This is a genomic window from Photobacterium lucens (genome assembly GCF_009873615.1).
Classification (GTDB): Bacteria; Pseudomonadota; Gammaproteobacteria; order Enterobacterales; family Vibrionaceae; genus Photobacterium; species Photobacterium lucens.
Window position 1 is genome coordinate 16,489 of record NZ_SSMG01000174.1, and the last position, 18,754, is coordinate 35,242.

General features: G+C 43.2%; 14 protein-coding genes. 7 read left to right on the forward strand and 7 right to left on the reverse strand.

Annotated features, from left to right (window positions below; genetic code table 11):
- Nucleotides 1-59: 59 nt before the first annotated feature.
- A complete protein-coding gene (gene mltA, locus E5A76_RS08230) occupies nucleotides 60-1,187 on the reverse strand; it encodes a murein transglycosylase A (protein ID WP_161118614.1) in 1,128 nt (375 codons plus the stop codon).
- Nucleotides 1,188-1,485: 298 nt separating this feature from the next.
- Between mltA and E5A76_RS08235 the strand changes: the two genes are divergently transcribed.
- Entirely contained in the window at nucleotides 1,486-1,701 is a 216-nt protein-coding gene (locus E5A76_RS08235; protein WP_053989509.1) for a hypothetical protein, read from the forward strand.
- Here the strand turns inward: E5A76_RS08235 and E5A76_RS08240 are convergent.
- Nucleotides 1,687-2,103: a DUF2850 domain-containing protein gene (locus E5A76_RS08240; RefSeq protein WP_187695592.1), complete on the reverse strand. Its 417-nt coding sequence runs from the start codon at nucleotides 2,101-2,103 to the stop codon at nucleotides 1,687-1,689. The genes E5A76_RS08235 and E5A76_RS08240 overlap by 15 nt on opposite strands.
- A gap of 166 nt (nucleotides 2,104-2,269) precedes the next feature.
- On the opposite strand from E5A76_RS08240, the gene argA reads away from it, so the two are divergent.
- The 3 genes from argA to E5A76_RS08250 all read left to right on the forward strand — a co-directional run bounded on the left by argA (nucleotide 2,270) and on the right by E5A76_RS08250 (nucleotide 4,437).
- Nucleotides 2,270-3,598, forward strand: coding sequence for an amino-acid N-acetyltransferase (argA, locus tag E5A76_RS08245; protein ID WP_161118615.1), 1,329 nt, complete (start codon nucleotides 2,270-2,272; stop codon nucleotides 3,596-3,598).
- Between the two features lie 121 nt (nucleotides 3,599-3,719).
- A complete protein-coding gene (locus E5A76_RS20370) occupies nucleotides 3,720-3,875 on the forward strand; it encodes a DUF5993 family protein (RefSeq protein WP_045065873.1) in 156 nt (51 codons plus the stop codon).
- Nucleotides 3,876-3,888: 13 nt separating this feature from the next.
- Entirely contained in the window at nucleotides 3,889-4,437 is a 549-nt protein-coding gene (locus E5A76_RS08250; protein WP_161118616.1) for a disulfide bond formation protein B, read from the forward strand.
- 72 nt (nucleotides 4,438-4,509) lie between these two features.
- On the opposite strand, the gene recD is transcribed toward E5A76_RS08250, so the two are convergent.
- The 4 genes from recD to E5A76_RS08270 form a co-directional block, all read right to left on the reverse strand.
- Nucleotides 4,510-6,579, reverse strand: a complete 2,070-nt coding sequence (gene recD, locus E5A76_RS08255) for an exodeoxyribonuclease V subunit alpha (protein WP_161118617.1) — start codon at nucleotides 6,577-6,579, stop codon at nucleotides 4,510-4,512.
- Nucleotides 6,572-10,195 (reverse strand): exodeoxyribonuclease V subunit beta, encoded by a 3,624-nt coding sequence (gene recB, locus E5A76_RS08260; protein WP_161118618.1) that lies wholly within the window; start codon nucleotides 10,193-10,195, stop codon nucleotides 6,572-6,574. Before recB ends, recD begins: the two co-directional genes overlap by 8 nt.
- Nucleotides 10,196-10,471: 276 nt before the next feature.
- A complete protein-coding gene (gene recC / locus E5A76_RS08265; RefSeq protein WP_161118619.1) occupies nucleotides 10,472-13,933 on the reverse strand; it encodes an exodeoxyribonuclease V subunit gamma in 3,462 nt (1,153 codons plus the stop codon).
- A 200-nt stretch (nucleotides 13,934-14,133) separates the two neighbouring features.
- Nucleotides 14,134-15,126 (reverse strand): TDT family transporter, encoded by a 993-nt coding sequence (locus E5A76_RS08270; RefSeq protein ID WP_161118620.1) that lies wholly within the window; start codon nucleotides 15,124-15,126, stop codon nucleotides 14,134-14,136.
- 209 nt (nucleotides 15,127-15,335) lie between these two features.
- Here E5A76_RS08270 and E5A76_RS08275 point away from each other — a divergent pair, with 209 nt between their 5' ends.
- Nucleotides 15,336-16,223 (forward strand): LysR substrate-binding domain-containing protein, encoded by an 888-nt coding sequence (locus tag E5A76_RS08275; RefSeq protein ID WP_161118621.1) that lies wholly within the window; start codon nucleotides 15,336-15,338, stop codon nucleotides 16,221-16,223.
- A 27-nt stretch (nucleotides 16,224-16,250) separates the two neighbouring features.
- Here E5A76_RS08275 and E5A76_RS08280 read toward each other — a convergent pair whose 3' ends face one another.
- On the reverse strand, nucleotides 16,251-16,937 hold the full coding sequence (locus tag E5A76_RS08280; protein ID WP_161118622.1) for a DNA-3-methyladenine glycosylase I: 687 nt from the start codon (nucleotides 16,935-16,937) through the stop codon (nucleotides 16,251-16,253).
- A gap of 81 nt (nucleotides 16,938-17,018) precedes the next feature.
- Here E5A76_RS08280 and E5A76_RS08285 point away from each other — a divergent pair, with 81 nt between their 5' ends.
- Together E5A76_RS08285 and dapD are read left to right on the forward strand one after the other, a co-directional pair.
- Nucleotides 17,019-17,324: a YebG family protein gene (locus E5A76_RS08285; protein ID WP_107167227.1), complete on the forward strand. Its 306-nt coding sequence runs from the start codon at nucleotides 17,019-17,021 to the stop codon at nucleotides 17,322-17,324.
- A gap of 336 nt (nucleotides 17,325-17,660) precedes the next feature.
- Nucleotides 17,661-18,692, forward strand: a complete 1,032-nt coding sequence (gene dapD, locus E5A76_RS08290; protein WP_161118623.1) for a 2,3,4,5-tetrahydropyridine-2,6-dicarboxylate N-succinyltransferase — start codon at nucleotides 17,661-17,663, stop codon at nucleotides 18,690-18,692.
- Nucleotides 18,693-18,754: the final 62 nt, after the last annotated feature.

An 18,754-nucleotide genomic window follows, 5' to 3' on the forward strand; every position in this document is an offset into this window, starting at 1 on the left:
GATTGTCCAGTTGTTAGCATCACTCAAGTTTGCGGGTAATGCTTTCTAACAATACAGAACTATGGCTTAAGCCAAGGGTCTTGAGTTGCAGTCCCTTTTAAACCTAAGCGCCATACACGGCCAAAATGCTTATAGTGACCAGCATCTACACCCGCTTGTTTACCCATACCATGGTAAAGATCGAGGTGGTTTTTCTTCACAGCACCACCAGTATCTAACGCTAGTAACAAACGTAAAACGTGTTTACCAGTCCAGTTACCTTGTGCATCAAGCTCAGGTACTTCAGCAAGTAGCGCAGAGCCCATTGGAATGTACTTACGATCAGCTGCAACCGCGGCATTTGCTAGCAGTGGAATACCAGCGCTACCTTTTACATCTAAGCTCTTATGTGGCTTAAAGAAAACAAACGATGGGTTTTGTTCTAGTAATTCACGTACTTGTGATTCACTGTGTGTTGATACCCATTCTTGGATCGCTTTTAGTGACATTTTTTCTTTAGGCACTTCACCGCGATCAATCAGTACACGACCAATACTCACATAACGGTGACCATTTTTGCCATTGTAACCAAAGTACTCTAATTGATCGTTATCTTCATAATGCACAAAACCACTGCCTTGTACTTCCATCATGAAGATATCTAGCATAGATTTACTGTAACCTAGCTCTAAGCCCTGACCTTTTAACGCACCGTTATAAATTTCCGCGCGAGATGGGCAACGGCCATGGCACTTAGGCATTGCGTATACTGGGTAACGGAACTCTGCATTTGGTGTATGACGAAGTTCAATTACAGGTGAATAGTAACCTGTGAACATCACATTACCACGGTTATCACCACCACCCATTTGTGCCGCTTCAATACCGTAGCTAGCCAGTTTACTTGGATCACCACCAGCACTGATCCACTTTTCTAATTGCTTGTATAACGGGCCATATTTACGCGCCATCGATGGTGAGCGCGTTACAACCATTTCAGCTTGCGGTGCAAACGTAGTGTAATCACGAGGCTTATCTGATTTAATCGTTGAGACACGATTTAATACATGAGAGAAGTAATTACCAAGATATTGCTGCGCAAGTGGATTTTTTTGAATTTCAGCTTGTTCATTAGATTTCACTGCATCATCCGATGCACAACCTGCCAAGCCAAATAGAATAAGAGCGATTGTTGCTTTACGTAACACGATAGATAAGCCTATAAAAATTTAAAAAAGCAATATAACCAACACGATTAATATGCGTTTATAACGGCAATAGTAACAAACCCCAAGCCATATAACGTCATAATCTTAAGCCATATTTGTATCTAAATGTCATTGAAGTGTTTGCATTTCCATGTAAATAAGGCGGGTATTTATTTTATTTATAATTCAATAAGTGTCATATTTTTGTCACACTCAACAGATTTAATAAAAGCGTCACAAAAAATACACAACTTACAAATTTAGAATAAAAAAATCGCACTCATAAGGACATAAAGAGATGCAAGTACCACTTAAAGTTGGCAAAGATACTTTGTTAGATCCCAATGCTATTGAATATCAATGGATACGAAATTTAACCAGCGAGGGGGTTCCTCAACAACAAATCAATAACGTTATTCAGCACTGCCTTGGTGGTACACCACAGACGGCTGAACTCATGAGACAAATAGCTATTAAGCAAAGTTCCATTCACGAGCTATTAAAACTGATTTAATGGTAGGGGTGTGCGCAAAAACGTAGAAATATAGTGCGCGGGTTGCTGACGGATAAACGTGTTTTTTACATAAATATAGCTGTATAGCTCCCCGCCTAAACGATAGCTGAGCGTTTGCCCGTCCCATTCATACGTCGTCGTCACTAAACGGTTTTGATGATAAATCCCTAAAGGGCCGACTTCGAAACTATCAGCAGCATATTTTGCGACATCCTGCTCTTGCCAATAACCATATATCCCAACCGATGAAGTGGGCTGAAATAGATTCGATAATGAATGTTTAGATATAAACACCCCAGCTAGCACTAACCCACCGATTAATAAACAAAGCAGCATAATGACATGCGAACGCTTGGTCGGCTGAGCCATCACATTATCTTGTGATAATTGGGCTTTATCCAATCTTCATCTCCAGAATAAACTTATAGTTAGATTAAGTATGACATCTCAATGTAAACACCTAATTACCAACGTAACATCTTGGTAAATACTATCACTTTAAGGCTGTACAAATTGACAAATTAATTTACTTTATCCATATAACTTTTTTGTACATGGATGTCAGATAGTGAAAAGACGTAGTACAGCGCTAGTCAAAGGATTTAGACAGTCAGCCCCTTATTTAAATGCCCATGTTGGGAAAACCATGGTGATCATGGTAGGCGGTGAAGCCTTTGCTGATCCCAACTTCAGTAATATCGTCAACGACATCGCCTTACTAAATAGCCTAGGCATTCAGATCGTGATTGTCTATGGTGCTCGCCCACAAATAAATGCATTGCTTGCAGAGCAAGATTGTTACTCTCCCTATCATAAAGGGATCCGTATTACCGATGAACGTTCACTAGAAATTGCCAAACAAGCCGCAGGACAGCTTCAACTGGACATTACTGCGCGTTTTTCAATGGGGCTGCACAATACGCCAATGGCTGGTGCTCAAATTAATATCATTAGTGGCAACTTTATTATTGCTCAGCCTTTAGGGGTTGATGAGGGTGTTGATTACTGCCACAGTGGAAAAATACGTCGGATTGATACGGATGCAATTAAGCGTCAGCTTGAGCAAGGCTCCATTGTTTTACTTGGCCCAATAGCCAGTTCGGTAACAGGTGAATGTTTTAACCTCACCTCAGAGGAGGTTGCGACACAAGTGGCGATTCGCTTAAAGGCTGACAAGTTGATTGGCTTTTGCTCTGAGCTGGGTGTGCTCGGTGACAATAACGAAGTGCTCTCCGAACTATTACCCAATGAAGCAGATGAAATCTTGCAAAATCTGATTAACGAACGAGCCCAAGATTGTGGTACAGGACGCTTTCTTCGTGGTGCCATCAGCGCATGTCGAGCAGGCGTGCCTCGTAGTCATTTAGTCAGTTACAAAGAAGATGGTTCACTGATTCAAGAGCTATTTTCTGTTGATGGTATTGGCACCCAAATCGTGATGGAAAGTGCCGAAAAAGTCCGTCGCGCCAATATTAACGACATAGGTGGTATTCTTGATTTAATTCAGCCTCTTGAGCAAGATGGCATCTTAGTTCGACGTTCACGAGAACAACTCGAGCAAGAGATCACCCAATTCACCATCATTGAACGTGATAACTTAATCATTGGTTGTGCCGCCCTCTACCCCTTCCCCGACGAGAAAATGGCAGAAATGGCTTGTGTTGCGATCCATCCTGACTATAGAGATGGCAACCGTGGCGTACTGTTACTCAATGAGCTCTGCCTACAAGCCCGCCAACAAGAACTTGATCATTTATTTGTGCTAACCACCAGAAGCTTACACTGGTTCAGAGAGCAAGGGTTCTCTGAATGTGATGTAGAAAGGCTGCCTATGGCGAAAAAAGCACTATACAATTACCAAAGAAGATCAAAGATCCTAATAACAAAACTCAAATAAATGACAATAAATTAACAAACCAGTCATTGTTGGCAATATACTTTCCCGCTTCTATAACTTATAGAACAACCGCTCAACACATAATTATTACAGAAAGTATAAAGCAAAGGTAAAGCAGCTTATGATGAGTTTAATTTTCTTATTACTTTTGATCGCCATGGTCACGGCGTTCATTGGTAAAAAAAGCATGGGTTATGCGTTTTTCGCAATCTCTGTCGTTCTGGGTCTGTACTGGTTTAATCACCACGCAACCGACACCCTATCCATTTTGTTATAACGGGCGATAAAGAATGAATAATAAACACGTAACCTTGCTCAACACACTAGGTCTACTAGGCATTACTTTTGTACTACTGATGGGTTCCGTATTACAAGTTGCTTGGAATGAATTACCTTGCCCATTGTGCCTACTACAGCGCCTTGGCTTTGTGATGGTCATGTTTGGCTTCATGCTAAACGTGGTTTACGGCACACAGCAACGTCACTACGGTGTCATCCTTGTTGGTGCGTTATTTGGCGCAGCGACCGCGCTTCGCCAAGTATCGCTACACGTGATCCCTGGTACGCCTGGTTTTGGTAGCCCTATTTTAGGTATGCACTACTACACATGGTCATTCGTGATCTTTGGAATGACGATTGCAGGTGTCGCATTACTATTGATGCTATGGAATAAAAACTGGACAAGCGAAAACTACCAAATGAATAAATTTGGTAAATTTGTTTGTGTATTGGCTATCGCTACAGTACTTATCAACGTAATTTCAACTTTCGTTGAATGTGGTCCTTACGAGTGTCCAGCCGATCCCGTCAGCTACTTGCTACTAGATATGTTCAAGTAAGGCCGATAGCACCTAAGAACAACGCCAGCATCAATGCTGGCGTTTTTTGTTTTCTAACTCGCAACAATCACGTTAAACCAATAACTCAGATAATCCACTGGCACGTTCAGTACGCACTTGCACGCTGCGACGAATCACATCAGGTTGCGCATACAAATACAGTCTTGCTTTTGCACGGGTAATACCGGTGTAAATCAGCTCTCGGGTTAAAATTGGCGTAAAATCGTGTGGCAACACCATCACGGTATCAGCAAATTCCGAACCTTGCGATTTGTGGATCGTCATTGCAAACACCACTTCATGCTCAGGAATACGGCTTGGTAAGAAACCACGGATCGTGCCATCGGGCATTTCAAAATACACTTTTAAACGGCGTACACCATCTACCGCTTCCGTTTCAGGCTCTAACATGGTGATACCAATATCACCGTTATACAAACCGACAGCGTGATCATTACGAGTGATCATAATCGGACGACCTTGATACCAAGTATCATCCCCCGGATTGATCTTACCGCGATGTGTTAACTCTTTTTCAATTCGGTAATTTAAGCCAGCGACACCAAAATCACCTTCACGTAATGCACACAGTAAACGCACGTTGGCAAACGCATCTAATACCACTTTGGGCTCTCGTTGCTCAGCAATCGCATCTAAATAATCAAAATAGAAAGTCGTCACCTGATTGATCATCGACTGATAACTTTCAGTGGATAACGAATAGTGATGGATATCTTTAAAGCCTTGCTGCCATACTTTATCGACCAGCGCAGGACGGCCACTATTGATTGCCTTCGCTAATTGACCAATACCAGATTGGGAATGGAAGCGATAACTCTTTTGTAGCATACATAAACAATCTGCCACCAAGCTTAAATCTAACGAAGTGCTATGTAAGTCATAGCCTGTTAATTGGCTTAATACCTGACCTTGTGAACCACTATAGCCTTGGTTTGCAAATGAGCAGATATCACCTAACACTGCACCTGCTTCCACTGATGCCAACTGATCTCTATCACCTAATAAAATCAGTTTTGCGCCAGCTGGCATTGCATCTAATAAACGCGCCATCATGGGTAAATCGACCATTGAAGCTTCATCTACCACCAGCACATCAAGGTGCAGTGGATTTTCTTTATGATGACGAAACTCAACCCGCCCCGGAATCGCCCCTAATAGGCGGTGAATCGTGCTCGACTGAGTTGGAATACGCTCTTTTACCGACTTATCGATAGGCAATGATTTAACCGCCGAACTAATCGATTCTGTCAGTCGTGCCGCAGCTTTACCGGTTGGTGCTACCAGCATGATATTAGGGATATGCTCATCACCTGCTTGCATCACCAGTGCCGCTAACAGTTTTGCTACCGTGGTAGTTTTACCTGTACCCGGGCCACCTGAAATCACCGCAAATTGTCGAGTTAACGCCACGGCTGCAGCCACTTTCTGCCAATTCAAACACACATCTAATGAGATCAAGCCATCAAGCTGCGCTAAATCAGTTTGTTGTTTTGCCGTACTTAAAACAGTGTCAATATTCGCCCAATCAAGCGATTCAGGTTTAACAATATCAAGCATGTCACAGACAAGCGTTTGACGTGCTTGTGGTGTATCAACGTTGGACAACGCTTCAAATAGATAACCATAAGAGACAGGGAACAAATTATCTAACGCTTGATGCATCTCAGTCAGTTGCTCAGCATTAAATATCTGCTGTTGATTATCTGCATTTTTTGCCATCGATAAAATCTTAGCGGCAACCGTTTGTTCAAATTGCCAATAACGGCTTAAGTACAAACGACCATGCTCAATCACTAAAGGCGTAGCTTCAACATTGCCGGCTTTTACTGTCGAAACAACAGTAAATTGGGTAAGTAATTCCGCCCATAAAGCGGGCTCTGGTATGCCATCTAAAAGCTCAACCGCCACACGAGATGGTAAGCCCAATAAGCGTTGTGGTGTGATCTTATCTAGCATCACACACACGTGCCCTTTACCTAGCTCGTTACTAGCAATTGCTGCCACCAATGCCGCTAAATCAGCTTGTTCAGCAGGGCTATGTTGCGCTACAAATTTGGCGAACTGGTAATCAAGCTGACGTAACACACCTTGTTTAGTTAACGCTTGTAGTCGTTTAAGCATGAGGTAATGCTCCATCAATTAATAAATCCAGTTCATCTAATAGTGCTTGCGATGGTTTCGCATGGAAAATACCACTGTCGCTACCAGCCTGAATACCACGTAAGAACAAGTAATACACGCCACCGAAATGGGTGTCGTAATCATAATTAGGAATACGGCTACGTAAAAAACGTTGCAGCGCTAATGCATAAATTTGGTACTGCAAGTCGTAGCGATGATCACGCATAGCTTCCACTAACTGTTCGCCACGATAGACTTGCGGATCATCACCCAGATAATTCGATTTCCAGTCAAGCACGTAGTATTTGCCTTGATGCTCAAACACCAAGTCGATAAAGCCTTTTAGCATCCCACTAACCGAGCTAAACCCTAACTCGCCCGCTTTGGCAGAAATGGAATCATGTTTCGCGATCACTTTGTTTAGTAATGGTGATTGCAGCATTTCAATCGGCAACAAAAACTCCATTTCCGTTAAGCGTTGTTGTGGCGTTTTTTCTGCCAGCAACAATTGCTCACCATCAAGCGCACAATTGAGCACATCTTGAATTAGCTGCTGCAATACAGGTAGCCACGCCAATTCATAATGCTCCAGCTCAAGCAACTCGGTTAATTTAGCGACCGTTTCTGGGCTATCAACTGGACGGGTAAATTCAATTTCTTCAAACACGGTATGCAAAAACGTACCCGGGCGTGCACCACGAGGGAAAGTATAAATGGAGTATTCAGGCTCTAACTCAACCTCAGCATCAGGGCTTTCTGCACCGTCATTTTGCAGCGCATCCGTTTGGACCGAATCAATATCAAAACCCGGCAGATCTAAGCTGCTGTCATGGTGTGCTTGATGCCCTTGTTTTACCAAGTTGGAATAACTGGTCATCCACCAGTTACGTTCAATCTGACGTTCAAACTCACGACGGGTTAATGTTTGGCTTTGCTCATCCAGTGCCTCCCATTTATCTTCAGGGAGCACAGGCGGCTCTGCAATCGTGATAGTTGGTTGAGTTTCAGATAACTTCGCCAGTGCAAGCTCTAATGCTGCGACACCACACTCTTCGCCATTTTGGATTAAATAACCCATGGCTGATTTATGCAGTCCCGTTGGCTCTTTGGTGCTACGACCATTTCGAACTGGTGCCATACCTACAAAACAACCGTACACCGCACGGGTTAGGGCAACGTAAATCAAACGTAAGTCTTCGGCTAAGCGTTCTTGATCTGCTTTTGCAATCGAATCTTCATGCTTGGTGATATCTAAAATCGTGACATTCTCGGCATCATCGTGATACTTCACTTCGCCTTTGCTATCAACAGCACGGAAGCTACACACAAATGGCATAAACACCAGATCGTATTCCAAGCCTTTTGATTTATGGATTGTGACGATTTGCACCAAGTTACGCTCTGATTCCAAACGTAAAATTTGCTCATCAGAATTACCGTTTGGCTCTGCCACATTTTCAGCGAGCCAACGTAGCAATGCGTAATCACTATCTAAGGTTTGACTGGCTTCTTGCAGCAATTCACCAATATGCAGTAAATCCGTTAAACGACGCTCACCGCCTTCTTCAACTAACAAACGCTCAGCGATATTATTTTTCGCCATTACGCTGCGCAGCATCGGCATCACACCGCGCTTTTGCCATTGCTGACGATATTGTTTAAAGCTATTTACCGCAATTTCCCATTCGTTCTCATCGTTATTAAGGGTATCAAGCTCAATCGCCGTTAACGCAAATAAACCAGACGCTAGTGCTGCTCGCAGTGCGCGATCATCTTCAGGAGTTAATACTGCTTGCAGTAAACGTTGAACATCTGCCGCTTCTGCGGTTGAAAACACGCTATCACGATTCGATAAATACACACTGGCAATGCCTTGGCGTGCTAGGGCTTCTCGCACTAACTTGCCTTCACGACCAGTGCGCACCAGTACCGCAATATCACCCGCTTTCACAGCTTTAGCCTCACCACCTTCTTTATCTAAAAAGTAGCCTTGCCCTTGTTGTGAGCGCTCAAGAATATGCTGAATTTGCGCTGCGGTTGCCTGCGCCATGGTAGACTCATATTCACCTTTGGTAACAGGTTTACCCTCATCGCTATCTTGCAGCCAGAAAGTTAACGCATGCTGTTTTTCGCCATTGAGCCACCAGCTTCGCTCTGGCGCTTTAGGGCTATGACCAACAGGTTCAAAGGTAATGTCTTGATCGTAAATAAACGGACTATTTGGATGGGCAAAAACACTATTCACAGAGGCAATCATATCGGCAGTCGAACGCCAGTTTGTGCCTAGCGTGTAATGATCTTGTACCTGTCGACGAGCTTGAATATAGGTAAAAATATCAGCGCCGCGGAAAGCATAAATCGCCTGCTTCGGATCACCGATCATAAATAAACCACACTCAGGATGATCTTTATAAACAGCGCTAAAAATACCGTACTGTAATGGGTCGGTATCTTGGAATTCATCGATCATCGCAACCGGATATTGACTGCGGATCTTACTTGCCAGCAGATCATCTTGATCATGCTCGATCGCTGTACCTAACTGAGTAAGAAGATCGTCAAACGATAACCAGCCTTTATGTGCTTTAGCTTGGGCGAGCAGTGTACGACAGCGTTCAATCGCATGAGCTAATAATGGATCCCGCAACGTCGCAGGGTTATCAATCAAGTCATCGATAACCACAAACACACTATGTTGCGGTGCTTCACCTTTCGGGGTTTTATCGATGAGAACTTTCTGTGAAAACTTATCTAATTTATCAGGTAGCTCATAGCTATCGGTGGCTGCATTGGCCCACTCATTCACCTGTGCCAGCCAAGTGGGTAAGCTCTTTTTGGTATAGCTACGCTTATTAACGTCAGAGTTGGCAATTAACGCTTCTAAATCAGCAAAGTGTTCTTTCCACAACGTCTTAAAGTCATTAATACGCTCAAGATTCTGTTGATGTAACTGTTCTAAATCCGCCGTCATGGCTGAGACAGATAATTTGACTGGCGCACCGGTTAAGCTATTACCGATATCTTTTAATAAGGCTGCTGGCGATGACCATAAATCACGAATTTGTGATGCCAGCGAGCGAGGTAATTGATAGAAATGGCTTCGCCAATAATCGGCTACCACCAAGCTTTTAAGCTGGCTTTCATCGGTAACAAATTCATTGTTGAAACGACAGCCTGATTCAAACGCATTTTGGGTCAACATACGCTGACAAAAACCATGAATGGTATAAATCGCCGCTTCATCCATTTGGCGCTCTGCCTGCAATAGAATATTCGCCGCCGCTTTGTGATCTGGGTATTCAGATAACAACGGCTCAATAACAGGATCATTACTAACACCTCGGCTAAAAGCGAGTCGTGCATCATGGATACGTGCGCGAATACGATCACGTAGTTCAGCGGTTGCTGCTTCAGTAAAGGTCACCACGAGGATCTGATCAACCGTAAGCTCTGTAGCGTGGCGTGTTTGTGCGCAGCCATGACCTAACAATAAACGAAGGTATAAACTGGCAATGGTGAAAGTTTTACCTGTACCCGCGGAGGCTTCAATTAAACGGGTGCCATGCAGTGGGAACGCCATTGGCTGCAAAATGTTGGTCTGCGTTTGTGCCGTCATGATTTTACTTGTCCCATATCATCAAATTTGAACGCTAAAATGATCATTGTTATTTCAAGGTGATCTTGCTCACATCACTAATGTGATCAAACACTTATAAGCGAAGATTAAACGATCAAATCCTGTTTTATTCTAATATTGTGAGAGCTTACTCACGGTTTGTCTTACAGCGGTTAGTTAGTATCTGCGCCAGAAACTTGGTCACCTCTGGACCGGTGGCCGTACAGCGAACACCCTACAATTAATAATGATTTGCTGGCGGCCACACTACTCTCTCTATTCCTGCTTCACTTCTTCACTGCTTAGCACTGCCGCTTGTAACACTTTCAATGCCAATACATAACTGGTTTGCGCAAGCTCATCATTCCAATGTGTCCACACGCGATTGATGTACTCATCAGCACCTTCACCAGCAAAAAGATAACCATCGTTAAAACAACCCGCCATCTTGTCGTAAGCTTTTTCAATCGTCAGTTCGTCATCTTTCCAATTACCTTGTTTATCAACACAAGCTTGAATGCCGGCATGTGCCGTTTTCGGGAAATACGCCAATGGCTGGTTTAAACCTTGATAGTAAAGCTCGATTAATTCTTGTAGGTAACGTTTAGCCGTTGCGGCATCAATAGGATGCAGAATAAGGTATTTATCGGTGCCAATCAGATGTGTTTTTTGCATCGCTTGAGGTTGGCTAATGGCTAAACACAGGTGATCACACCAAGCCGCCAGTAAATCCACCGAGCGCACTTTACCGCTTCTAAAACGCATTAGACCTGATTGATAACGCTGCTTTAACCAACCTTGCAGTAAAACAGGATGACCATTAACATCAAAGCGAATGCCCACCTCTTGATCTGCTAATGGCGCATGCACCAAAGGCTCGATCTTATCGACCAACTCCCCAACAGAAGTACGGCTAGCATCTAAGTCAATTTCACCAAATGCCGCTACCGGTAATCGACCTGCCGCTTTTTGCTCTTGTGCAAAATGACTAAAGATCTGATCAGGATCTTGGTTCGTCATCTTGGCATCGAGTAACAAACCTAACAAATCATTTTTGATGTGATAGCTTTCTAGCTGATTAAGCACAAATGGCTCATCATCTTCAAGCAAGCCCATTGGTGGCTCGAAGTAAACTTTCAAACGGCGGTTAAAGAAATAACGTACCGGTAAGCGCCAAAAACGTTGTAGCTCGGCAAGCTCTAACACTTGTTGCTGATCGTCTGCAATTGGCTCTGGTGGTAATTCACCAAGTTGGAATGGCTGACTCGCTTGTCCTTCACGGGCTGCTGCAGGTAACCATTCAATGGCATAACTGCCTTTCTCGCCAGTAAAGGCACTTGGGCTAAAAGGCACTAATGGATGGTGCTCAATCAGTTTTTGTTTAATATTTTCTGCTGATTCATCAACCGCTAATGGCTCATCACCTTCAAGGCAGTAACCTTGCTGGCAGTATTCCACCAGCTCACTGACCAAGACTGAAGCTATCTTCTCAGCGTTATCTTGAATTGAGCGTCCAACATAGCTGATATACAAGGTTTGCTGTGCTGAAAGCAGTGCTTCTAAGAATAGGTAACGATCATCATCACGACGGGAACGATCGCCAGCTTTAGTGCGACCATTCATTAAATCAAACCCTTCAGGGGCAATATTTCGAGGGTAAGCACCATCATTCATGCCAAGCAAGCACACCACATCAAAGGGGATCGAACGCATTGGCATCAAGGTACAGAAGTTAACTTGTCCAGCAAGGAAACGTTGGCTAACTCGCTCGCCCGATAACTTATCTCGCAAGTATTGGGTTAACACCGCTGGCGTAATATCAGTTTGATATCCTGCATCTGAAAGCTGCTCTTGTAAGCGACGCACGTTATCGCGGATCGATTTCAGAACTAATTCACCTTCAAGCTCGACCGCAAAGAAATCATCCAATAGTTGATTCAATATGTCTGACCAACCTGCGACTGTGTGCGGCTCAGCTAGCACTTCACGATAACTAATTAAGCAATCAATAAAACCAGCCAACTGACCTGCTAATTCTGCATCAATACCCTGCACTTGATCGTAAGCAGAAATGCCTTCAAACAAGCCCGTATCATGCGGCATGGCATAACCCAGTAACATCCGCTGAATACCAAACAGCCAAGTGTTTTGCATCTGCTCAGGAAGATCAAATTGACTCGATGTATGCTGATCTAAGCCCCAACGTACCCCTGCTTCTTCGATCCACTGTTTTACTTTCTCAAAGCTTTGGCTATCAAAACCAAACTTATTCATCACTGCTGGCACTTCTAATAGCTCTAGCAATTCTGATGCATGACAGCGACTATCTGGTAGAGTTAATAGACGTAAAAAAGCCAGCAAGATTGGGTTTTCTTGCTCTGCGGTTCGGTCAGAAATAGAGAATGGGATGTAGCGGTTACCCGGCGCATTACCAAATACCGCTTGGATCGCAGGGCTGTAAGCATTGATATCTGCCACCATCACGATAATGTCGCGCGGCTTAAGATCAGGGTTTGCCTCAAACATGGCTAACAGCTTGTCGTGTAGCACTTCCACTTCACGCATTGGGCTATGACAGGCATGAATAGAGAGTGAGTTATCATCTGCAGCAATGGGGAATTTATGCTCGCTAGATTCAAGCAAGGTATCATCTTGGCGATCTACCAAGTTTAAAATGTCAGCTTGAATCGCATGTAATAAGTTATCCGATTCAATATCAACAAAGCCCGCATCTACTTCGTTCACTTGCATCTCTGATAACAAGTACATGTTATCGCGACCAAGCTTACCCATTGATGCTAGTAAGCTATTGCCCACCATGCCATTTTGCATATCATCGTCATAGTGATTTTCATCGCTATCTTTTAAGACATCAATCGTTGCTGAGATGTCCTGCTCGGTATCAATGTTATGTAGTTTTACACGCTTGCTGGCTGCTAATCGGGCGAGATGTTTACGATCGCGAATATCTCCCCAGTAATAACGACAAGGGTTGGTAAACATTAAATGCACGTCAATATGCTCACCAATGGCGGCAAGTGCATCTAAATAACGTGGAGGCAATGATGAAATACCAAACACAAACAAACGCTGCGGTAAACCTGCTGCAATTAATGCTTCTTTACCTTGTGATGCGTTGTAGTTTTGTAGTGTTTCAATAAAGTGTTCGTACAAGTTGGCACGATGATAAGGCGATTGCCCTAATGCCAAGGTTTGATCGTACAGTGCTTGCCATAAAATCGGCTGCCAAGGGTGTTCACCTTCTAATTCAGCGACCGTTTCACCCGCTTCCCACTGTTGAATCCACTCCGGGCGATATACTAAGTATTGGTCAAAAATATCGGCAATCTTTTCGGCTAATTGATAGCACTTTAGGTTGTCGTCATCACCGTCTAAATAACGCTGTAGCGCTTCGAATTCTGGTTGGTCAAACTGTGCTGGCAGCACTTGCATTAACTTCCACGTCATCGCTTCTTTGTTAAATGCACTACGCTCTGGTACATCCGCCAATACTTGGGTAAACATCTTCCAAATAAAGGTCGCAGGCAGTGGAAAATCAATATTGGCTGCAACACCTAATGATTTCGCCAGCTCCATTTTTAGCCACTGCGACATCCCAGGACTTTGCACCAGAATTTGTTCTTTTTCAAATGGATTGGCTAACGGTTGCAGCCGAATAAGCTCCACCAGCAAAGATTTTAGCAGGTCGAGTTGATTTGAATGGTAGACAGTAAACACTTAGGTATCTCACAGCAGGTGATGAATAACTAAATTGTCTACTATGAATTGAACACTGTAAATACATACAGGCGGAAATATTAAAATATCGTCTTAGCCCTAAAACAAAAAAGCCCGATCTCCTAGATCGGGCAACACACAAAATATCGGTAATAGAGTAGGCAAATATCCTTAACTTACCTGCCTACCTACCATCGCTATCAGATATTTTGTGGACAGTGTTTACTGCTTTTAAATAGTCCACTGAATGGACGGTAAAATGCTAAATAACGAATTGCTACATAGCCAATGATAATACTTGCAACATAAAGCTCGATGGTTGCTAAACCGTGTACTTGCGCAACATAATGAGCATCAAAGCCGTAATTTTTCATCCACGCAGCAGTCTTAAATAATGCTGTTGCACCAATTGCCATTGGGAACGTAAAGGCTGCGTAACCTGGGCTGAACTCTAAGCGTAATAAGCGGAAGAACGCTAAGTAAATAACCGCAGTCATCAACACTGCAATACCTGCTAGTAATGCAACCACTACTGGTGATGGATTTGCAGTCACTGTTAAGTAGCCAGCTAATGATAGACTTGCTGGTGCTGCCATAATCGCAATAGTTGGTTTTGCAGCATCTGGCACTTCATCACGGAACATAAAGCGGTAAATCATCATTGGAAGCATTACTGCGTATGACAACATGCCAAAGATTAACAATACGTTTGCTAATGGGTGTAACTCTGCAATACCAGGGAACGACACATCAGCAACAATAATACCGATTGGCGGTACGAACCAACTTGGTACCATGTGGTGAAGATGGAAGTCACATGCACGGTGGTAAATAAATAGTGTTAAGAAAATAACGTGTAAAATTACCGCAAATAACCAAATATAAGCACCGGCTTGCGCTGATACATATAAACCGACAGCTTTTGATACCACCATTAATGCCATCGCAAAGGTAGGAACAACACTACCTACTACATGGTGAGATAAATCACCCCATAATAATTTTGGATGGAATATAAATTTTGTAATTAGAACAAGTAGCATCAATGCCGCAATAACCGCACCTGTCATTTGAGCGTAACCATGCAGTGTTGCACCATTTTCCCAGCACCATAAAACACTACCAATACCCAGTGCTAAACCTGCCATTGGTGTTGGTGCACCAGCTACTTTTCTTTTCGTCGTCTTAATCATGTTCTCTCTCCGCCTTTATCTGATAGCTCTTAGCGAATTGTCTGTGTCTTTTTGATGTAGCAAGTATATCCAGCTTGATTGTTTTATAATATCTGAATATATTTAACTGCATGTTAAGTTAAACTGAACTAAAATTTTAGAGGCGAGATTTTACCGTCGTTGATGATAAATAACGACCTTGCACAATGAGTTTTCAACAAAGGATAGTTATGAATATAGCGCTAAAACAATTGAAAGTTTTCGTCACCGTAGCTCAAGAACGTACCATTACCGCCGCAGCTGAAAAATTATTCCTATCCAAGCCAGCAGTAAGCATGGCTTTATCTGAGCTAGAAAAGCAACTTGATCATAAACTGTTTGATCGCAACAACAACCGCTTACTGATCAATGAACAAGGTAAGAAACTACTGCCGTTAGCTGATGAATTACTAGCGCGTTCTAACACCATCGAAAAATTGTTTGATCAAGACGATATCATTGCGGGTGAATTAAAGATTGGATCCAGCGATACCGTTGGTAACCAGCTCACCCCATTTTTGATCCGAGACTTCCGAGCTCATACCCAGCATCAACACCAAAAACTGTTCATTTCAAACACAGCCCATGTGTGTCAAAAGCTCAGTGAATTTGAATTAGATGTGGGCTTTGTTGAAGGTAAAGTGCAACATCCAGATCTGATGGTACAACCTTGGCTTGAAGATAATATGGTGGTGGCTTGTCACCCAGAACATCCACTGGCACAAATTGAAGAATTGCGTTTATCTGATCTGGAAGATTCCGAATGGGTACTGCGTGAGTCAGGCTCAGGTACACGTGAATTTTTCTTAAATCGCTTAGCGCCACGTTTAGAGCACTGGACACCTGCTTTTGAGCTTAATACTACAGAAGCAATCATCAATAGTGTTTCCGCTGGGCTTGGGATCACCTGTATTTCACAACGAGCAGCCATGCATGCTGTCGAAGAAAAACGCATTGTATTACTGCCAATGCCATTAGATATGCGACGCCAATACTGGCTGATTTTCCATAAAGAAAAATACCAAAGCCCATTGCTAGAATCCTTTATTCAATTTAGCCAGCAATGGACATTTGATTAATCGCCATAACACGCCTTAAAAAGCTGGTTAAACACGATTATCACCCACACTATAAGCAATGATTTGGCTGATCTCAGTAAGGGATCGGCCTGATTCTTGTTGCCAATCATTAAATGCATGTTGCGCATTGCGCCATGACTTCAATGTATCTCGCCCACCATCCACAATGCCTGTATGACGCAAATAACTTTCTACATCTTTAGTAAACAAAAAGCTGTCTTTGCCCATTGCACGTAAACTGTAAGCACCTGTTTTTCCGCCTAGACGTTTGCCGTGTTTCTTTAAATACAGCCATAAGCCTACGATATCTTGCTCAGGCCATTCGGCCACCATATTGGCAAATGAGCCATATTCAATAGCGGCACGATGGATCATGTTGGCATTATCAGGGATGGTCATTACCTTCTTTAAGTCACGAATGATCTCAGGATCTTGGGCTTTACGCTCCCACATTTCTTCAGGCATCAAGCCCATTTTCTCGATATCAAAGCCAAAGAAGACCTTTTCAAACCCTTCCCATTTATTGCGTACAACTTGCCAACGGATCCCACACTGAAAGATCTTCTGGGTTAAACATGCAAGCCAACGATCGTCGGTAATTTGTTGTAATTCTGTGCAACTAAGTGGGGTCGATAATCGCTGCTCTAATGCGATATCACCACCCTTTCTTTCTGCAGCACGAGTGTAAATCTGGTTAAATTTTTCTCTTGTCATCACATTAACACGCTTAGCACTGGACGAAGCCAGTATGCTACTGTATAAACAGCCAGTAAATCAATTTGGGAGAGGATGACCATGGCTGTTATCGTCAAATATGTAGTTGAGCGTAACGGAGAAGAAAAGATGACTTTCACCTCTAAATCCGAAGCCGACGCATACGACAAAATGCTAGATATGGCGGATGATATGTTTGCTTTACTGAGTGAAAGTGAGCTATTCGAAGATGAAGCCAAGCAAGAAGAACTATCAATGTTCTTAGCGCAAAAGCGTGAAGAAGTATTAGTCGCATTAGGCGCAAAAAAAGCAAAACCTGCAGCGAAAAAAAAGCCAGCGAAGCCTGAGCTAGTCGCTGATGACGAAGCGCAAGAAGACGCAGCATAATTTTTTAATTATCCCGTTCGCTGTCAAAAAACCTCCTCTGTGGAGGTTTTTTTATACCTCGATATTTTTCTATTTTATTTATCACTGAGTTACTCACAGCAAATTGCTCCGTGTATTCGCACTATTTCAATCCATTCAGGCAATATTTCCGTGAATAATCCATCATTTTGCTCTGATTCTTCGTTCCACTCTTCTATATCTTTAAAACTCTCTTTATGATGGTTTCATTAACCGAGAGTTATTGCGCTTGTAATAACCTGTCGGGCTCATCTTGATGTTCCACCTCAATGTAAGGTGTATTCAACATCGCATTTTTGTAATGGAGAACAGGTAATAATGTCTAGCTTTTCACTTGCCCTAGGTACAGCCACTAAAAACCGTGATGGAAAAATCATTGAAGCGTTTTTCCCTACCCCAACGCTACATCCATCAGAAGATCTAGTAAAAAGCATCGCAGCTATCGTTGATTACCGTGGTGGTAACCAAGCGATTGAAGTAACACCAGAGCAATGTGCCGCTATCGCTTCTGCATTTGAAGATGCTAACGATGAAGTCAGCGCACAATTTGCAGCAAAAGCAACGCTATCATCACAGCCACTTGTAATGGTGATGCTAAAAACTGACATCGCACCAACCTCTGTTGCAGAAGGTTTCCTAAAACTACAACTTATCTCTCACCGTTTAGTTAAGCCTCATGGTGTGGTGCTTGATGGTATCTTCGGCCTACTACACAACATCGCATGGACGAACAAAGGTCCTATCGATCTGCCAGAGCTTGCTGAGCGTCAAATGGATGCACGTCTAAACGGTGAAATAATCACTGTCGACTGTGTAGACAAGTTCCCTAAAATGGTCGATTACGTGGTACCAACAGGTGTTCGTATTGCTGATACTTCTCGCGTTCGTCTTGGTGCACATGTTGGTGAAGGCACAACAGTTATGCACGAAGGTTTCATCAACTTCAACGCAGGTACAACAGGTGTGAGCATGGTTGAAGGTCGTATCTCTGCTGGTGTTGTTGTCGGTGATGGTTCTGATATCGGTGGTGGTGCATCTATCATGGGTACGCTTTCTGGCGGCGGTAAAGTAGTGGTTTCTATCGGTGAAAACAGCCTACTAGGTGCGAACGCTGGTCTTGGTTTCCCAATGGGCGATCGTTGTACTATCGAATCAGGTCTATACGTAACAGCGGGCTCTAAAGTACAAATGCTTGATGCTAACGGTAAACCTGTAGAAGTGGTTAAAGCACGCGATCTTGCTGGTAAGCCAGATCTACTGTTCCGTCGTAACTCAATGACGGGCCAAATCGAATGTTTAACCAACAAAACAGCGATTGAGCTAAACAGCGAGCTACACAGCAACAACTAATTTCGTTGCCAACTCGATAATAAAAAGCGGCGCACTGTAATAAGTGCGCCGCTTTTTTATAA

Bases quoted from the DNA above. Each gene is read 5' to 3' on its own strand.
- recD (WP_161118617.1), bottom strand. From the start codon at position 6,579: ATGCTTAAACGACTACAAGCGTTAACTAAACAAGGTGTGTTACGTCAG.
- E5A76_RS08235 (WP_053989509.1), top strand. From the start codon at position 1,486: ATGCAAGTACCACTTAAAGTTGGCAAAGATACTTTGTTAGATCCCAAT.
- dapD (WP_161118623.1), top strand. From the start codon at position 17,661: ATGTCTAGCTTTTCACTTGCCCTAGGTACAGCCACTAAAAACCGTGAT.
- E5A76_RS08270 (WP_161118620.1), bottom strand. From the start codon at position 15,126: ATGATTAAGACGACGAAAAGAAAAGTAGCTGGTGCACCAACACCAATG.
- E5A76_RS08280 (WP_161118622.1), bottom strand. From the start codon at position 16,937: ATGACAAGAGAAAAATTTAACCAGATTTACACTCGTGCTGCAGAAAGA.
- E5A76_RS08275 (WP_161118621.1), top strand. From the start codon at position 15,336: ATGAATATAGCGCTAAAACAATTGAAAGTTTTCGTCACCGTAGCTCAA.
- E5A76_RS08285 (WP_107167227.1), top strand. From the start codon at position 17,019: ATGGCTGTTATCGTCAAATATGTAGTTGAGCGTAACGGAGAAGAAAAG.
- E5A76_RS20370 (WP_045065873.1), top strand. From the start codon at position 3,720: ATGATGAGTTTAATTTTCTTATTACTTTTGATCGCCATGGTCACGGCG.
- recB (WP_161118618.1), bottom strand. From the start codon at position 10,195: ATGACGGCACAAACGCAGACCAACATTTTGCAGCCAATGGCGTTCCCA.
- E5A76_RS08250 (WP_161118616.1), top strand. From the start codon at position 3,889: ATGAATAATAAACACGTAACCTTGCTCAACACACTAGGTCTACTAGGC.